The sequence below is a fragment of the Acidobacteriota bacterium genome, assembly GCA_016715115.1.
Lineage (GTDB): Bacteria > Acidobacteriota > Blastocatellia > Pyrinomonadales > Pyrinomonadaceae > JAFDVJ01.
On record JADKBM010000011.1, the window covers coordinates 1,294,340 to 1,307,186 of the forward strand.

Genomic DNA, 12,847 nt, shown 5'->3' on the forward strand with positions numbered 1-12,847 from the left:
ATTAAGGATCGACGCATCCGGCGATTCTCAATCTGATGCAATTGAATAATGATGCAATCGGCTTTCAGGACTCGAACAAATCATCGGATCAAGCTGCCGATGAGGTTAACCACCTTCGCGCCTCTGACAACATAGGTCATACCAATCGAGCGAAGTCGCACGTCATCAGGGTAGCCGAAAACAGTCCCCCGGGATTCTTCCCGAGACTTGCGTTCAGGATTTTCAAAGAATCCTATATTATCAAATGAACATCGCGGTTCCGGCGGACGTATTGCTTGCGTGGGCCGGGCGCGCAAGGTCTTGAAGATGCGGGAACTTTCTCTGAAAAACAGTCGGCTCGACCGGCGATATGACGTGCTCGAACTGCTCGGGCGCGGGAGTTATGCCGAGATCTTTCTCGCGCGCGACTCGATCGCTTCGCCGCAATCGCCGCACAGCCAGGTCGTCATCAAGGCGCTCAACGTTCTGATGCAGAACGATCTTGACGCCGATCTCGAGCGGACGCTGGTCGAAAACTTTCAGAACGAAGCGATCGCGCTCGACCGCGTCCGCCACCCGAACGTCGTCAGCCGGCTCGGCCACGGAACCGCGCGCGACCTGCGCGGCGTGGTCTTTCATTATCTTGTCCTCGAATACCTTTCGGGCGGCGATCTCGGCAAACGCTGCCGCGAAAAGTCCCTGACGCTGGCGCAGTCGCTCGATTACATCGAACAGGTCTGCGCCGGGCTGGCGCACGCGCACCGGCACGGCGTCATCCATCGCGACATCAAGCCGCAGAACGTGCTCCTGTCCGCCGATTTGAAAACGGCGAAGATCGCCGACTTCGGCGTCGCGCGGTTCTCGGCGTCGGAAACGCCTATCACGCGGGTCGGAACGAACATCTACGCACCGCCGGAACACAGCCCTCTGCTCTCCGACGAACCCGCGGTCCACGCCGTTTCGGAATTGACGCCGGCGGCCGACATCTACTCGCTGGCGAAGACAGCGTTTGTAATGATAACCGGCGAGTCGCCGCGGTTTTTCGCCGGACGGCAAATCAGCGAACTGCCGTACGCCGTGAGGCAGGAAATCTGGGCAAGCACGCTGCTCGACGTACTCAGCCGGGCGACACGGCAAAATCCTTCCGAACGGCATCAATCGGTCGAGGAGTTCTGGCAGGATCTGGCGCGGCTCAAACATCTTCTTCAGAATCATTCGGCCGAGATCGAAACGCACGTCTCGACGCGCCGCGAACAGACGCCGCGCGCGCACGTCGCCCGCGGCTACACGCCGTTCGCCCCGCAGCAACCGAAGTTCAATACCTCACGCGAACTGAAGTTTCAGAACGGACAGATCTCGGCAAAACGACCGACGCCGGTCGTCAGCCTCGATCCGAACCGGCCGCAACCCCGCGAGGTTCAGGTCGCCGAACAACGGCGGTTTCCGGCGATACCCGTTTCAAAACCTCCGGCTACAACGGGTCAACCCGTTCCCGATTATCGACCGCCTGACGTCACGCCCGCGCCGCCGCCGAAAAAGAAGCGCAAGTTTTTCAAGCGTCTCGCGGTGACCGTCGTCTTGCTCGCGATCTTCGGCGGAATACTCTACGGGACGCAGATGATCGTCCGCAGCCTCGGGAATTTCTCGATCGCCGGGCTTTTCACGTCACGTACCGGGACGACGGTCCGCGACGTTCCGCTGCGCTCCGAAGCGAACGCCAGGTCGACGCAGCTCGGCTGGGTTCCGAGCGGTTCACGGGTCAGGATCGTCGGCGAGAACGATTCCTGGTTCGAGGTCGAGATCGTACAGTTCGGACGACCGCGCGAAGCGGACTGGATGACGCGCGGATGGATTGCCAAAAAAGCAAAATCAAGCGAAGATAATGTTGATTTTTCGAGGTGACAAGACTTGAGCGTTCTGGACAAAGTTAGAAAATGGATCGACGGCGAATCGTCGGAACTCGTTTTGGAAGAAGCCGCGCGCGACGCCCAGGTGAAACCGCGCAGCGTCGCCGAGGAATTTATCGTCAAGATCGCGCGCGAGGTCGAGGGCGTGATGCAACGCGAGATCGTTCCGTTGCCGCAGGGAACGGCGATCATCCCGACCGAGTACACGATCTTCCTGAGCGAAGAGGACGACAAGGATTGGCAGGGCGTGAAGCGCCGCGGACTCGAACAAGGCCTGTATCACATCCTTGCCGAGCGCGCGAAGGAGATCGCCGGCAAGAAAAAGCTCGAAACGAAAAGCTTCGCGGTTCAGTTGCGCGTCGACGGCACGCTCGAAAAGGGCGAGGTCCGCGTCCAGCACAGTTGGGAAGATTCGAACGCCAACAAGACCAGCATTCTTTCGCGTCCGAAACCGCCGCAGGAAGCGAAGCCGAAACCGGTCGTCCAGCCGCCGCCGACCGCGTTTCAACCGCCGCCGGCCGGCTTTCAGCCTGCGCCACCCGTTTTTCAACCTCCGGCAACGCCCAACTTTCCGGTTCCGGTCGTGCCGGCTCCGGCAAACGAACCGCCGCCGACCGCGCTTCCGGGCTCTTTTCAAGTGCCGCCGAAATACTTGAACCAGCCGGCCGCGACACCCGCGGCGTTGGAAGAAAACGAAGAATCAACCCGCGTCCAAAAGCGAAGCCTCGAACTCTACAAGATCGAGGTCTGGCGCAACGGCGTCCGCCAGAACGTGATTCCCGTATTCCAGAAAGAGGTCGTCATCGGCCGTGGTTCGAAATCGAAGCCGGTCGACGTCCCGCTCGGCGGCGACCCCGAGATCAGCCGCCGTCATCTCGTTATCTACACCGACGGCAACGGCCATTTCTCGATGGTCAACGAAGGCCGCAACCCGGCGATCATCAACAATTACGAACTCCCGCTCGGCCAACAGATCTCGATCGCCCCCGGCGTTCCGATCTCGATCTGCACATATATGCTGAGAATTCAGGTTTGAGAATCGACGTCGGCAATAATGCAGAAACCCAATGCAGAATGTGGAGACGCGCACAAAGTAAGCGTGCCCGCTCGAAGCGCGAGCAATCCGATCTCATTAGTCAACGCCGTCATTCCCAACCCACCGCATCACAAAACGAACATCAATGCAGAAAGGCAATGCGGAAACGCGCACGAAGTAAGCGCGCCCGCATTTGCACGCTTGCCCAAGGTCTCGTCGCGATCACTTGATTGCGAAGCTCCAATCGCGCACGCGCGTCGCGCGCCAGCCCAGAACACTCCCGGCAACTCTTTCTGTGCCTGTCGCTTCCAGAGGCCGACGAGATTCGGATGAACGTCGTACCGCGAACTGAAGTCATTGATCATTCCCTGTCCGGGTTGAGGAAACGCGCGCGGTGCGTGACCGCCGCCGTCACCGACCGGGCGCACTTCAAAAGAAACGGGAACGGAAAGCTACCGCTTCAAGCGAACGGTCCACGGCAGAAAAACCCGGAACCAATCACCGGGCACCGCGCCGGTTGAAATATCCGCACATTGACAGGTGGGCCAAATGAGACTGCCGAAGTGGACCAAATTAGATTGCCAAACACAGAATGCTCTTGGTCATCAAAACAGAAGACGCCGATTCCCCGCTGACGATGAAGCTCAAACCGCTCTTGACGATCGACGTTTGGGAGCACGCCTACTATATCGACTATCAAAATCGCCGGGCCGCATATTTCGACGCCGTTATCGACAAACTGCTCAACTGGGAATTCGCCGCGTCGAAGCTGGGTCTGCCAAGGCCCATCCTTGTATGAAATGGAATAAGCTCTTAACGTTTTAGCTCTTCGAGTGAAATAATGTATTCGAGAAAAGCTTTATTCCCGTTCTCCCTCACCCAGTTAAAATGCTCGAAGGCATCCGCTCTCTTGTTTTCGGACAAAAGCATTTCACCGATGTAGGCGTGAGCTTCGGTTTGCATGTCGTTGTTATTGGCAAGCGCGAGCAGTTCATCGGCGGTCATCTGTCCGTCAAAGTATCTTAATATCTGGGTGCTCCAGGCGCCCGGTTTTAGCAGCTTGAGCCAGCCCTTTAGAAAAGTGTCAGCGGGCGCGGTCTTGCCGATCTTGCGGAGTGCGAGATACCCGATCATGATCCCGTATGGAGCGGCGTCCCCCTTAAGCCCGTTTCGTTTGAGATAGGTCACCGTATCGCGGTAAGCATTTTCGCCGTCGTTCTTGAAAAAATAGGACGTCGCCCGACTCCGGTAGAGTTCGTCATTGATATCGGGATCGAGTTCGAGCGCCTTTGTGTCGTCCGCGATCGCGAGGTCGTACTTGCCGATTTCGGCATACGCGAATCCGCGATTGCAGTAGGCGGTGGCAAAGTCGGGCTTTATGCGAATGGCCGTTGTATATTCGGTGATGGCCTGATCGAAAAGGCGCTGCTGATGATAAATCCATCCTCGACCGTTATAAGCTTGAGGATTTTCCGGTTTTAGCTGAATCGACTTGTCATAGTCGGCTAAAGCTAGCTCGAACCGCCCGTTGCGATCGTATGCGCTCCCGCGTTCCACGTAGGCTTCGGCAAAGTTGGGGTTTAGTTGGATCGCTTTGTTATAGTCGGCGAGGGCCAATTCGGAGCATCCTTCTAAGCAGCGTGCCAACCCGCGGTTGAAGTAGCTAAGATAGGCCATCGGAGAATTGCCGAACAGCTCGATCGCTTTATTGAAATCCGCAATAGCGAGTTTTGTATTGCCCATTCTGCGATATGCGAACCCGCGATTGTTGAAGGCAAGGGCATCAGCCGGATCGAGTTCCAGAACCTTGTTAAAATCGGCAATCGCCAATTCGAAACTACCGAGATCGATGTAGAGTTTTCCACGATTGATGTACGCATCCGCAAGACCGGGCGACAGTTCGATCGCTTTCGCAAAATCAGCCATTCCCATCTCGGGATTTCTCATTTCGCTGTTAACGATTCCGCGAAGGATGTAGGCGGGCGCAAAGTCGGGTCTCAGCTCAATCGCTTTGTTAAGATCGGCTCGCGATAAATCGTTCCTGTTCTGTCGACGATAGGCGGCTCCGCGACTTAAATAGGCCCTAACATTGGTTGGGTCCAGCTCAATCACTTTCGTAAAGTTGTTGATCTTACAGTCGTAGTCAAGCTCCGGGCAGGCGAGACCTGCATCCATGGCGTTTTTTGCCGCCTGCGATTGCGCAATACTTGGACTCGCAAAAACGAGCATACAGAATAAAACGAGTGAAAATCGGCATTTAGCCGTAAAACAATATTTCATCTGTATAACCTCCGACCGATGATGTAGGGAATGAAGAATCATAACAAACAGTTAAGGTGAAACGAATACTTAAGATGCTTGTCAGTAGAAAGAAACGAGCAATAACAAGGCACAGGCAAGTCTTCCCAACAAAAGCAATATTCACGCGCCAGTTCAGCGAACTTTGTTTGACTTTTGAATGCCAGTTCTCTCAATTATCGAGATTATCAGACTTTCAATCGGTTGTCGAAAATGATACTGGAGCGGGATTCTTTGGACATTTACCGGAGATTATGATGCATCACCGGACGCCGAAGATTTGATTGGTTGGCATGTTAACAAAGGTCGAAATGCGGCGGAAGATTCCGCTTTTCCGAAAAGCCTACCTGCACAAAGGGCGGCTGAGTCACCCACCGACAAATAGAACCCACTTCGGAAATCCCAAGCATTTCCGCACATTCGCGGGCAGAGCCCGACGACGAGCCGAATAGTCCAATGCAGAACCCCGCACGAAGTAAGGGGGCCCGCTCGCAGCGCGAGCGATCCGTCGTCATTTATCACCGATTCCGCAAAACCGTCGCACACCGGATCGACCGCTACCCGAGGCCGGACACGCTTACTCCGTGCGCGTCTCCGCATTGTGCGTTTCTGAATCAATCCCACTTGCCGGTCTTTTGGAGCTTTTTGATCTTGCGTTTCGCGAGTTCGCGTTTGAGGCTGGTCATCCGGTCGAGAAAGACGATGCCGTCGCAATGGTCGGTCTCGTGGAGAACGCATCGCGCCGAAAGGTCGTAGAGATCGAGCTCTTGCAGATCGCCTTTGAGATCCTGAAAACGGACGACCGTGCGGACGTCGCGGCGGACCTTTGTATAGATTCCCGGAAACGACAGACAGCCTTCGTCCCCGATCTGCTCGCCTTCGCGGGCGACGATCTCGGGGTTGATCAGCGCGACCGGGTTCGGATTGCCCTCTTCGTCGGCAACATCCATTACGAAAAGTCTTTTTGATACATTGATTTGCGGCGCCGCGAGCCCGACGCCTCGGGCGTCGTACATCGTCTCGAACATATTCTCAACGAGTTCCGTGAGCCGGTCGTCGAACTCTTCCGCGACGACCGGTTTGGCGACCCGGAGCAAGACCGGTTCAGGATAATGGACGATTCTGAGCAATCCCATAAACGGAGAGTTTAGCGCATCGCGCGCGGCGATTTCAAAGGCGTCGCCGCGCCTCCCTGCTCTCAGAAGACGATCTCGCGGCGTCCGATCCGCAAAAAGACGAACGGTCGGCCGCCCGAAAGGATAAAAACGAAGCGCCGCCGCAAGCCATAGAATGCAAGATGAGCACGCTCGCGCCGGACGATTGTGAGACTCGGCGCATCGCCGGTTTTGCGAATCAGCCACGCCGTGAACTCGAACGCGTCCTCAAGGTGTTTCTTGATCGAATTCGGGACAAACTCCCGCGAAAAGGCCCGAAACAAGAGTCCGAATTCGTCGCCCAACGCCGCACGCGTCCGCGGCAGAAGCTTTTCGACCTCGTGCAGGCGTTTCGAGATCAGGCTGTTCGAGAAATATGTGAGTTGCTCGGCCGAAACGCTTGCGATCTCGTTTGACTCGATGGCCGTCAGCCCGAACGCTGCTCCCGTCTTCTCCGGATCGCGTACGAATTCCTCGCGAAGCCTCGAATCGGTGCAGAGCCGCGCCAAGAGATCCTGTTGTTGCCGCAGAGTCATTTGAGTTTGTTAGTAATCTTTCGAACCCCGAGGAGTTCGGTCGAGTCTTCAACAACGCTCGGAACCAGATCGAAGTCGCGGGCTTCCGGAAGATAGGTCGCCGTTCGCGCTTCGATCTCATCGGGCGGCGTCGATCGCGGCAGGTCTCTTTCGGCTCGCTTTCGTGTTTCCTCCGAAACAATGAACGCGAGGGCAAGCGCGCCGAACACGATCAACGCCAGAAGCACGATGCCCAAAACCACCTTTTCGATCTCGCCGGAAAGAATGAACCTTGAGATCAAAAGAAAGCCAAGGTAACCGAACCCGACCAGAAACACGACGGCCAGCCCGGCGAATCCGATGGCGCCCATCGCCGTTGCGATCCGTCGGCCGAGCGGAATCGAAAGGTTTCCGGCCTGCTCCTGAAGCGATCGGATCGAGGTTTCGAGGTTGAACCCGCATCCGCGGCAAAACACCTGATCCGTTCCGTTTTGGGATCCGCAGTTCGCGCAAAAGATCTTCATCGAGCTTGTGTCCTCCGATCGTTGATCATACGGAATACGATTGTCTATCCCGAATGTTTCCGGCAATGATCTGCCTCGCTGTACCTAGTTCCTCAAGCAACTCGCGGAACTCCGGAAAGTTGCCGTCGCGCTCGAGGATCGCGCCGCGGATCCGGCAACGTTCGGCGACGTGCTCGAACAGCGCCCAGATCTCGTCTTCGGTCCGGTCCGAATGCGCATCGATCAGGCGTTTTCCCTGCCGGCGCGAACCAACGAAATGAATCTGAACGACGCGGTCCAAAGGAACCCGTCCGAGGAACGTTCGCGGACAGAAGTCAAAATTGCGGGAATTGATATAGAGGTTCGTGATATCGAGCAGTATTCCGCAATCGGTCTCGTCGACGACCCGCGTCAGAAACTCGGCTTCGGACATTTCGGACGACGGATAACGCATCAGATAAGAGATATTCTCCAGCACCAAGGGCCTTTTTATCAAAGACTTAAGGCGGCCGATGTTGTGCTTGAGAACTTCCACGGCCTCCCGCGTGTAAGGCGCCGGCGCGAGATGGCCGATGGCGACGCCGCCCGAGCGTGTAAAGCAAATGTGATCGGAAAACCAAGGCGGATCGACCAATTCGATGAGCGCCGCGAGTTTCTCGACGTAAACGTCATCGAGGCCTTCGGCGCTTCCGAGCGAAAGATCGAGCGAATGCGGAACGAGCGTGAAATGCTCTTTCAAAAGCCGCAATTCATCGAGCTTTGATTTGCTCGCGTCGAGATAGTGATCGGCCGTGATCTCGAGAAAGTCGATCGACGCGCGATTGAGCAACACGTCGGCGCGAAAACGTTCGCGAAATCCAAGCCCGACACCGAGATTCGGGAGTTCGTCGATCATTTAGTCACCGCCGCCGCAACCGCCGCAACCGCCGCCGCCGCAAGAACTTCCGCCATCGCCCGACGAACTGTCCGATGAAGTGCAACTGCCGCAGCTTGAACCGCACGAATCCGAAGCCTGCGCCTTGCGGAACGCGTCGTTGTAATCGCTGAACATCGTGCCCGCGAGAATTCCCGTGCCGAAGACGCCGACGGTCAAAAGGAGCGGGTCGACGCCGGCGAGTCCCGCCTGCGCCGCGACCGGTTCGGCGGCTCCGTTGTAAGGACGCTGCGATTCGTACTTCAGCGAATCGAACGCAAGTTGAAGCCGTTCGAGATACGATTTGCCGAGTTTGGTCAGCCGCGCCATCTGTCCGACGACAAGGGTCAGGATTATACCGCCAAGCGCGAAGACCATCAAAAGACCGATGTTCGACCGGCCGTGTATGAGTGCCGCGGTCGCCTTGTACGCTCCGAGACCGAAGATCGAGAGCAGTGCGGCCCATTTGAACGGTGCAAATCCGGCTTTCTGAGAAGCTCCGTTGATCAGTTGCTGGCGCTCAAGCCGCGTTTGAAACGCGTTGCCGTGACGCTCAAGGACTGAAGAGAGTCCGCCGCCGGCAAAGAACTCCTGCGGCCGGCGCCCGGGGCCGATCCAATCGAGCGCGTCCCATTCGATCTGATTGATGTTTGCCGGTTTGACATCGGTCCGGCGGACAGAGGTTGTCGAGCCCTCGGTTTTGATCTCGACCAACCCGCGCTGACGCAAACTGAAGGCGGCCGCGCGTGCGAGTTCATTCTGGCCTCCGCGAAGATACGCGATCTCGTACGGATCGATGTTCGGCGGGATCGATGGCAGCGTAAGCCGATCGGATTTGTCCAAAGATCGCTTGGCGACCCAGACGCCGACCACCGTCGCGACGATGAAAACGCCGTAAAGCGCCAAAAAATACGGCCCGTACATATTGGCGAGCGGATTGTCGAAAAGAATTTCCATTCAAAGAATTCCTCCTGAGTGGATTATAACGAAATTCGCGGCGCGCGGGTTTTTAATGTAACGAAGAATTAACCCGGATTATTCGTTGGACAACGTTGCGGATACGGCTGTCGCGTCGACGTGCCTATGGCCGCAGAAAGACCTGCGTCACATAAAATCCGCCGCTGCCTGTTTCGGCGACGCCGATTCCGGTGTGCGTGTAAACTCCGTCGAGAATATTCCGCCGGTGGCTTGGTGATTTCAGCCAGCCCTTGACCGCCGCCGCGGCGACGTCATCGTACCCTTCGCAAAAGAAGAGATTTTCGCCGATCTTCCCCCATTCCGCGACCTTTTCGTCGGTGACCCGCTCAACCACCGAATTCCCTTCCGGATCGTAATGAGAGAAAAATCCGCCGCGGGCCATTTGCCGCGAATAGCGCCGTGCGACGCGTCCCAACCGCTCATCGAATTCAAGCTCCGAGAGTCTTCCCTTTTTGCGCTCGCGGTTGACGAGGTCGAAGATCTCATCCTCGAGATCTCCGACGTTGCCGAATGAAATGAAGGAATTTTCGAAAAAGCGCGAAGTTTCCGAAGCGCCTGTGCTGACTGAAAAAATCGTTAGTAACGCCGCGCAAACAAACAGCTGTCCCCAAAACGTTGCCGTTCTTGAAATCATAGATCGTCCTGCCTTGATTTTTTATTTCCGGGGGAAAACGTTCGCCGCGAACTTGTAGTTGGGGGTTCGCTCCGAACTTTGTCGGTTGATTGAATATCGTTGATTTTCCCGTTTCTGTCCAGTCGGCAGAGATCCGTGGTTTGTTCGCGCTGCGCGCTCAATGCAAGCGGGACGCTTGCGCTCCGGTCGCGGCGCTCCGGTCGCGGCGCTTAATCGACGATCTTGGCCTTTTCGGCTTCTGCCCAGTCGCAGAGCGTTTTGATCTGAGACTCGCTCAATGCCGCGTCGCGATGAATCCATAGATAAGACGGCAAAGGCATCTCGGCGGATTTGACCTGATTGCAGATCTCGTCGAGTTTCTTGCGTTTTCGTCGCGGTTCGAACGTGTTCCATTTTGAGAAATTTAGCTCGCGGCGGCCCTCCGTGATATGATCGGCAAGAAACCACGCCGCCGGCTGAATCCTGGAATACCAAGGGTAGGCCGTGTCGTTCGAATGACAGTCCTTGCAGGAAGTGCTCAGGATCCTCGCGACCTCATCGGGAATCTGCGTGCCCGACTCGATCGACTCCGATGCGACGACCGGCGGATTCGTAAAATCCGGACGAACGAACTGAATCGCGATGAAGGCGATGAACAGGATTGCGAAAACGGTCAAGATTGCTTTCTTCATAGTTTGGATTTGTTGCGACCTTTTCCCGAGGATTTTGCCACGAATTTCACGAATCTCACGAATGGCCTCGCGCGCTGAGCACGTAGTTTTTGAGAAAACAAGCAAAGCGAAGCCGACGACCTCGCGCGGTTTGCGTCCACGGAGAACATTCTGAGGTCAACGCTTTCGCCAACTCAGAGCGCGAAAACAACTCACGATATGAACGAACTGACTCAACTCGACCTCAATTCAAAAACCGAAAAGACCGCGACCCGGATTCTCGGCGAAACCGGCGAAGGCCTTGCCGCGGAATTTCTTGTTAGACGCGGGATGCGCATCGTCTGTTCCAATTTTACCGTTCCCATCGGCCGAAACCTGCGCGGCGCGGCCGTCACCGGCGAGATCGACATCGTCGCGCTCGACGGCGACGTCCTTTGCTTTGTCGAGGTCAAGACCCGAACTTCGGCCGACTTCGCATCGCCCGTGACGGCCGTCGACCTCAAGAAACAGCGGCAGATCATACGCACCGCACGGATCTACCGCAAGATCTTCGGAGTCGAACAGATGCGTTACCGCTACGATGCGGTCGCCGTCGTCGCCGGCGAGAGGCCGTCGATCGAGCATTTTAGGAACTATTGGAACGAAGCCAAGTTCCGACGAAAAAACTGGGACCGTCATTTCTGAACGCCGAACTTCTCGCGGTCGAGTTCGCCGAGTTCCGCGATCCTCGTCATCAGATGATCGGCGATCTCCTTGTCCTCGCCGAACCAGAAACGTAACGTTGTGGGCGATTTTGCCACGCATTTCACGAATCTCACGAATGGCTTGCGTCCGAGACACGTTGCATCCCAAAAAAGCACACAAGCCGTGGACGAGGTGGCGTGACAAGTCAAAGCTCTCGCAAGTTCAACCCCGCTTGCGTGAACGCCGTCGTCGCCGGCGAGAGGCCGTCGATCGAGCATTTCAGGAACTATTGGAACGAAGCCAAGTTCCGACGAAAAAACTGGGACCGTCATTTCTGAACGCCGAACTTCTCGCGGTCGAGTTCGCCGAGTTCCGCGATCCTCGTCATCAGATGATCGGCGATCTCCTTGTCCTCGCCGAACCAGAAACGTAACGTTGTGGGCGATTTTGCCACGCATTTCACGAATCTCACGAATGGCTTGCGTCCGAAACACGTTGCATCCAAAAAAAGCACACAAGCCGTGGACGTTGTGACGTGACAAGTCAAAGCTCTCGCAAGTTCAACCCCGCTTGCGTAAACGCCGTCGTCGCCGGCGAGAGGCCGTCGATCGAGCATTTCAGGAATTACTGGAACGAAGCCAAGTTCCGACGAAAAAACTGGGACCGTCATTTCTGAACTCCGAACTTCGCGCGGTCGAGTTCGCCGAGTTCGGCGATCTTCGTCATCAGATGATCGGCGATCTCCTTGTGCGTCCGCAGGCGATCCGACTTTTCATAAAACTCCGAAAGATCGACGTCCTCTCCGAACCAGATTCGCACCTTTTCGCCGCCCGTCCAGTTTCCGAGGATCTGTTTCGGCAGGTCATTGCCCAGCCCGGCGATGAAAACCGGTATGACCTGCGGCTGCGCCTTGCGGATGACGGCGCCGACGCCTGGCTGCGCGGGCAGGAAATTGTACGGATCGCCGTCGAGGTTGCGCTTGCCTTCGGGATGAAAGCCGATGACGGTCGACTTCCCTTCGGACGCGATGCGGATCAGTTCGGCGAGGCTGAACTTGTCGAACTCACGTTTTTCCGCCTCTTTCGCCTCGCGAAAGAACGGCGGATACATCGACCACCAGCCCATCACGAGATTCACGAACCAGCCGACCGGCGAGGTATAGAAGAACTTCGCACGAACCGGGAAAAACAGTTTTACGGGACGCGACGTCTGGCGGAATATGACGCTCGAAACGACGTACATATCGAAGAAAGACCGATGGTTCGCGACCAGCAGGAGCGGCTTTTCGATCGAGGAGTTCGCGACGTTCTCGATACCGAACACGTTCATCAGGTTGTACGTGCAGATCTTGATCCAGAGCGATCCGATGTGCCTTTGGCAAAAGCCCCAGAAACTCTTCCACGCCCCGCGGTTCATCGCGTACGTGAGGCGGAATCCGAGCCGCTCGGTCAGGTTGAGCACCGAAAGTTCCTTTGCCGACGGATACGGATCGAGCGCCGTCGTTTGTCTTGAAACCAGTTTTTCGTCGGACATATTCGATTAGCAAAGTCTAACACAAATGATTCTGCCGAAAAATTCGGTGGACAGGGGCCGAAG

General features: G+C 56.3%; 15 protein-coding genes. 4 read left to right on the forward strand and 11 right to left on the reverse strand.

From position 1 onward, the window contains the following. Window positions 1-306: 306 nt before the first annotated feature. The 3 genes from IPN69_14295 to IPN69_14305 all read left to right on the forward strand — a co-directional run bounded on the left by IPN69_14295 (window position 307) and on the right by IPN69_14305 (window position 3,721). Window positions 307-1,881, forward strand: coding sequence for a protein kinase (locus IPN69_14295; GenBank protein MBK8811882.1), 1,575 nt, complete (start codon window positions 307-309; stop codon window positions 1,879-1,881). A 6-nt stretch (window positions 1,882-1,887) separates the two neighbouring features. Further along, on the forward strand, window positions 1,888-2,922 hold the full coding sequence (locus IPN69_14300; protein ID MBK8811883.1) for a DUF3662 domain-containing protein: 1,035 nt from the start codon (window positions 1,888-1,890) through the stop codon (window positions 2,920-2,922). Between the two features lie 592 nt (window positions 2,923-3,514). Continuing rightward, on the forward strand, window positions 3,515-3,721 hold the full coding sequence (locus IPN69_14305; GenBank protein ID MBK8811884.1) for a Fe-Mn family superoxide dismutase: 207 nt from the start codon (window positions 3,515-3,517) through the stop codon (window positions 3,719-3,721). A 14-nt stretch (window positions 3,722-3,735) separates the two neighbouring features. Here IPN69_14305 and IPN69_14310 read toward each other — a convergent pair whose 3' ends face one another. The 8 genes from IPN69_14310 to IPN69_14345 form a co-directional block, all read right to left on the reverse strand. Further along, on the reverse strand, window positions 3,736-5,202 hold the full coding sequence (locus IPN69_14310) for a tetratricopeptide repeat protein (protein ID MBK8811885.1): 1,467 nt from the start codon (window positions 5,200-5,202) through the stop codon (window positions 3,736-3,738). A gap of 632 nt (window positions 5,203-5,834) precedes the next feature. Beyond that, a complete protein-coding gene (gene def, locus IPN69_14315) occupies window positions 5,835-6,356 on the reverse strand; it encodes a peptide deformylase (GenBank protein ID MBK8811886.1) in 522 nt (173 codons plus the stop codon). 62 nt (window positions 6,357-6,418) lie between these two features. Further along, window positions 6,419-6,910, reverse strand: coding sequence for a hypothetical protein (locus tag IPN69_14320; protein ID MBK8811887.1), 492 nt, complete (start codon window positions 6,908-6,910; stop codon window positions 6,419-6,421). Next, a complete protein-coding gene (locus IPN69_14325; protein ID MBK8811888.1) occupies window positions 6,907-7,413 on the reverse strand; it encodes a hypothetical protein in 507 nt (168 codons plus the stop codon). Before IPN69_14325 ends, IPN69_14320 begins: the two co-directional genes overlap by 4 nt. Before the next feature lie 25 nt (window positions 7,414-7,438). Next, window positions 7,439-8,287, reverse strand: a complete 849-nt coding sequence (locus tag IPN69_14330) for a DUF692 domain-containing protein (GenBank protein MBK8811889.1) — start codon at window positions 8,285-8,287, stop codon at window positions 7,439-7,441. Further along, entirely contained in the window at window positions 8,288-9,262 is a 975-nt protein-coding gene (locus IPN69_14335) for a TIGR04222 domain-containing membrane protein (GenBank protein ID MBK8811890.1), read from the reverse strand. It lies immediately after the preceding gene. A gap of 124 nt (window positions 9,263-9,386) precedes the next feature. After that, window positions 9,387-9,917: a CAP domain-containing protein gene (locus IPN69_14340; protein MBK8811891.1), complete on the reverse strand. Its 531-nt coding sequence runs from the start codon at window positions 9,915-9,917 to the stop codon at window positions 9,387-9,389. A 209-nt stretch (window positions 9,918-10,126) separates the two neighbouring features. Continuing rightward, window positions 10,127-10,588 carry a heme-binding domain-containing protein gene (locus tag IPN69_14345; protein MBK8811892.1) on the reverse strand — a complete coding sequence of 154 codons (462 nt, stop codon included), beginning with the start codon at window positions 10,586-10,588 and terminating at the stop codon, window positions 10,127-10,129. A gap of 198 nt (window positions 10,589-10,786) precedes the next feature. Between IPN69_14345 and IPN69_14350 the strand changes: the two genes are divergently transcribed. Beyond that, window positions 10,787-11,251: a YraN family protein gene (locus IPN69_14350; protein ID MBK8811893.1), complete on the forward strand. Its 465-nt coding sequence runs from the start codon at window positions 10,787-10,789 to the stop codon at window positions 11,249-11,251. Here IPN69_14350 and IPN69_14355 read toward each other — a convergent pair. The 3 genes from IPN69_14355 to IPN69_14365 are packed head-to-tail and all read right to left on the reverse strand — an operon-like array spanning window position 11,242 to window position 12,784. Next, window positions 11,242-11,583, reverse strand: coding sequence for a hypothetical protein (locus IPN69_14355; GenBank protein ID MBK8811894.1), 342 nt, complete (start codon window positions 11,581-11,583; stop codon window positions 11,242-11,244). The two genes, IPN69_14350 and IPN69_14355, sit on opposite strands and share 10 nt — an antisense overlap. Then, the gene (locus tag IPN69_14360) at window positions 11,580-11,921 is read right to left on the reverse strand and encodes a hypothetical protein (GenBank protein MBK8811895.1); all 342 of its coding nucleotides are present in this window, start codon (window positions 11,919-11,921) and stop codon (window positions 11,580-11,582) included. Before IPN69_14360 ends, IPN69_14355 begins: the two co-directional genes overlap by 4 nt. Next, window positions 11,918-12,784, reverse strand: a complete 867-nt coding sequence (locus tag IPN69_14365) for a 1-acyl-sn-glycerol-3-phosphate acyltransferase (protein MBK8811896.1) — start codon at window positions 12,782-12,784, stop codon at window positions 11,918-11,920. Before IPN69_14365 ends, IPN69_14360 begins: the two co-directional genes overlap by 4 nt. Window positions 12,785-12,847 lie beyond the last annotated feature (63 nt).

Excerpts from the sequence above, each read along its gene's own strand:
- IPN69_14295 (MBK8811882.1), top strand. The coding sequence starts at position 307 with ATGCGGGAACTTTCTCTGAAAAACAGTCGGCTCGACCGGCGATATGAC.
- IPN69_14305 (MBK8811884.1), top strand. The coding sequence starts at position 3,515 with ATGCTCTTGGTCATCAAAACAGAAGACGCCGATTCCCCGCTGACGATG.
- IPN69_14310 (MBK8811885.1), bottom strand. The coding sequence starts at position 5,202 with ATGAAATATTGTTTTACGGCTAAATGCCGATTTTCACTCGTTTTATTC.
- def (MBK8811886.1), bottom strand. The coding sequence starts at position 6,356 with ATGGGATTGCTCAGAATCGTCCATTATCCTGAACCGGTCTTGCTCCGG.
- IPN69_14320 (MBK8811887.1), bottom strand. The coding sequence starts at position 6,910 with ATGACTCTGCGGCAACAACAGGATCTCTTGGCGCGGCTCTGCACCGAT.
- IPN69_14325 (MBK8811888.1), bottom strand. The coding sequence starts at position 7,413 with ATGAAGATCTTTTGCGCGAACTGCGGATCCCAAAACGGAACGGATCAG.
- IPN69_14330 (MBK8811889.1), bottom strand. The coding sequence starts at position 8,287 with ATGATCGACGAACTCCCGAATCTCGGTGTCGGGCTTGGATTTCGCGAA.
- IPN69_14335 (MBK8811890.1), bottom strand. The coding sequence starts at position 9,262 with ATGGAAATTCTTTTCGACAATCCGCTCGCCAATATGTACGGGCCGTAT.
- IPN69_14340 (MBK8811891.1), bottom strand. The coding sequence starts at position 9,917 with ATGATTTCAAGAACGGCAACGTTTTGGGGACAGCTGTTTGTTTGCGCG.
- IPN69_14345 (MBK8811892.1), bottom strand. The coding sequence starts at position 10,588 with ATGAAGAAAGCAATCTTGACCGTTTTCGCAATCCTGTTCATCGCCTTC.
- IPN69_14350 (MBK8811893.1), top strand. The coding sequence starts at position 10,787 with ATGAACGAACTGACTCAACTCGACCTCAATTCAAAAACCGAAAAGACC.
- IPN69_14355 (MBK8811894.1), bottom strand. The coding sequence starts at position 11,583 with ATGACGGTCCCAGTTTTTTCGTCGGAACTTGGCTTCGTTCCAATAGTT.
- IPN69_14360 (MBK8811895.1), bottom strand. The coding sequence starts at position 11,921 with ATGACGGTCCCAGTTTTTTCGTCGGAACTTGGCTTCGTTCCAGTAATT.
- IPN69_14365 (MBK8811896.1), bottom strand. The coding sequence starts at position 12,784 with ATGTCCGACGAAAAACTGGTTTCAAGACAAACGACGGCGCTCGATCCG.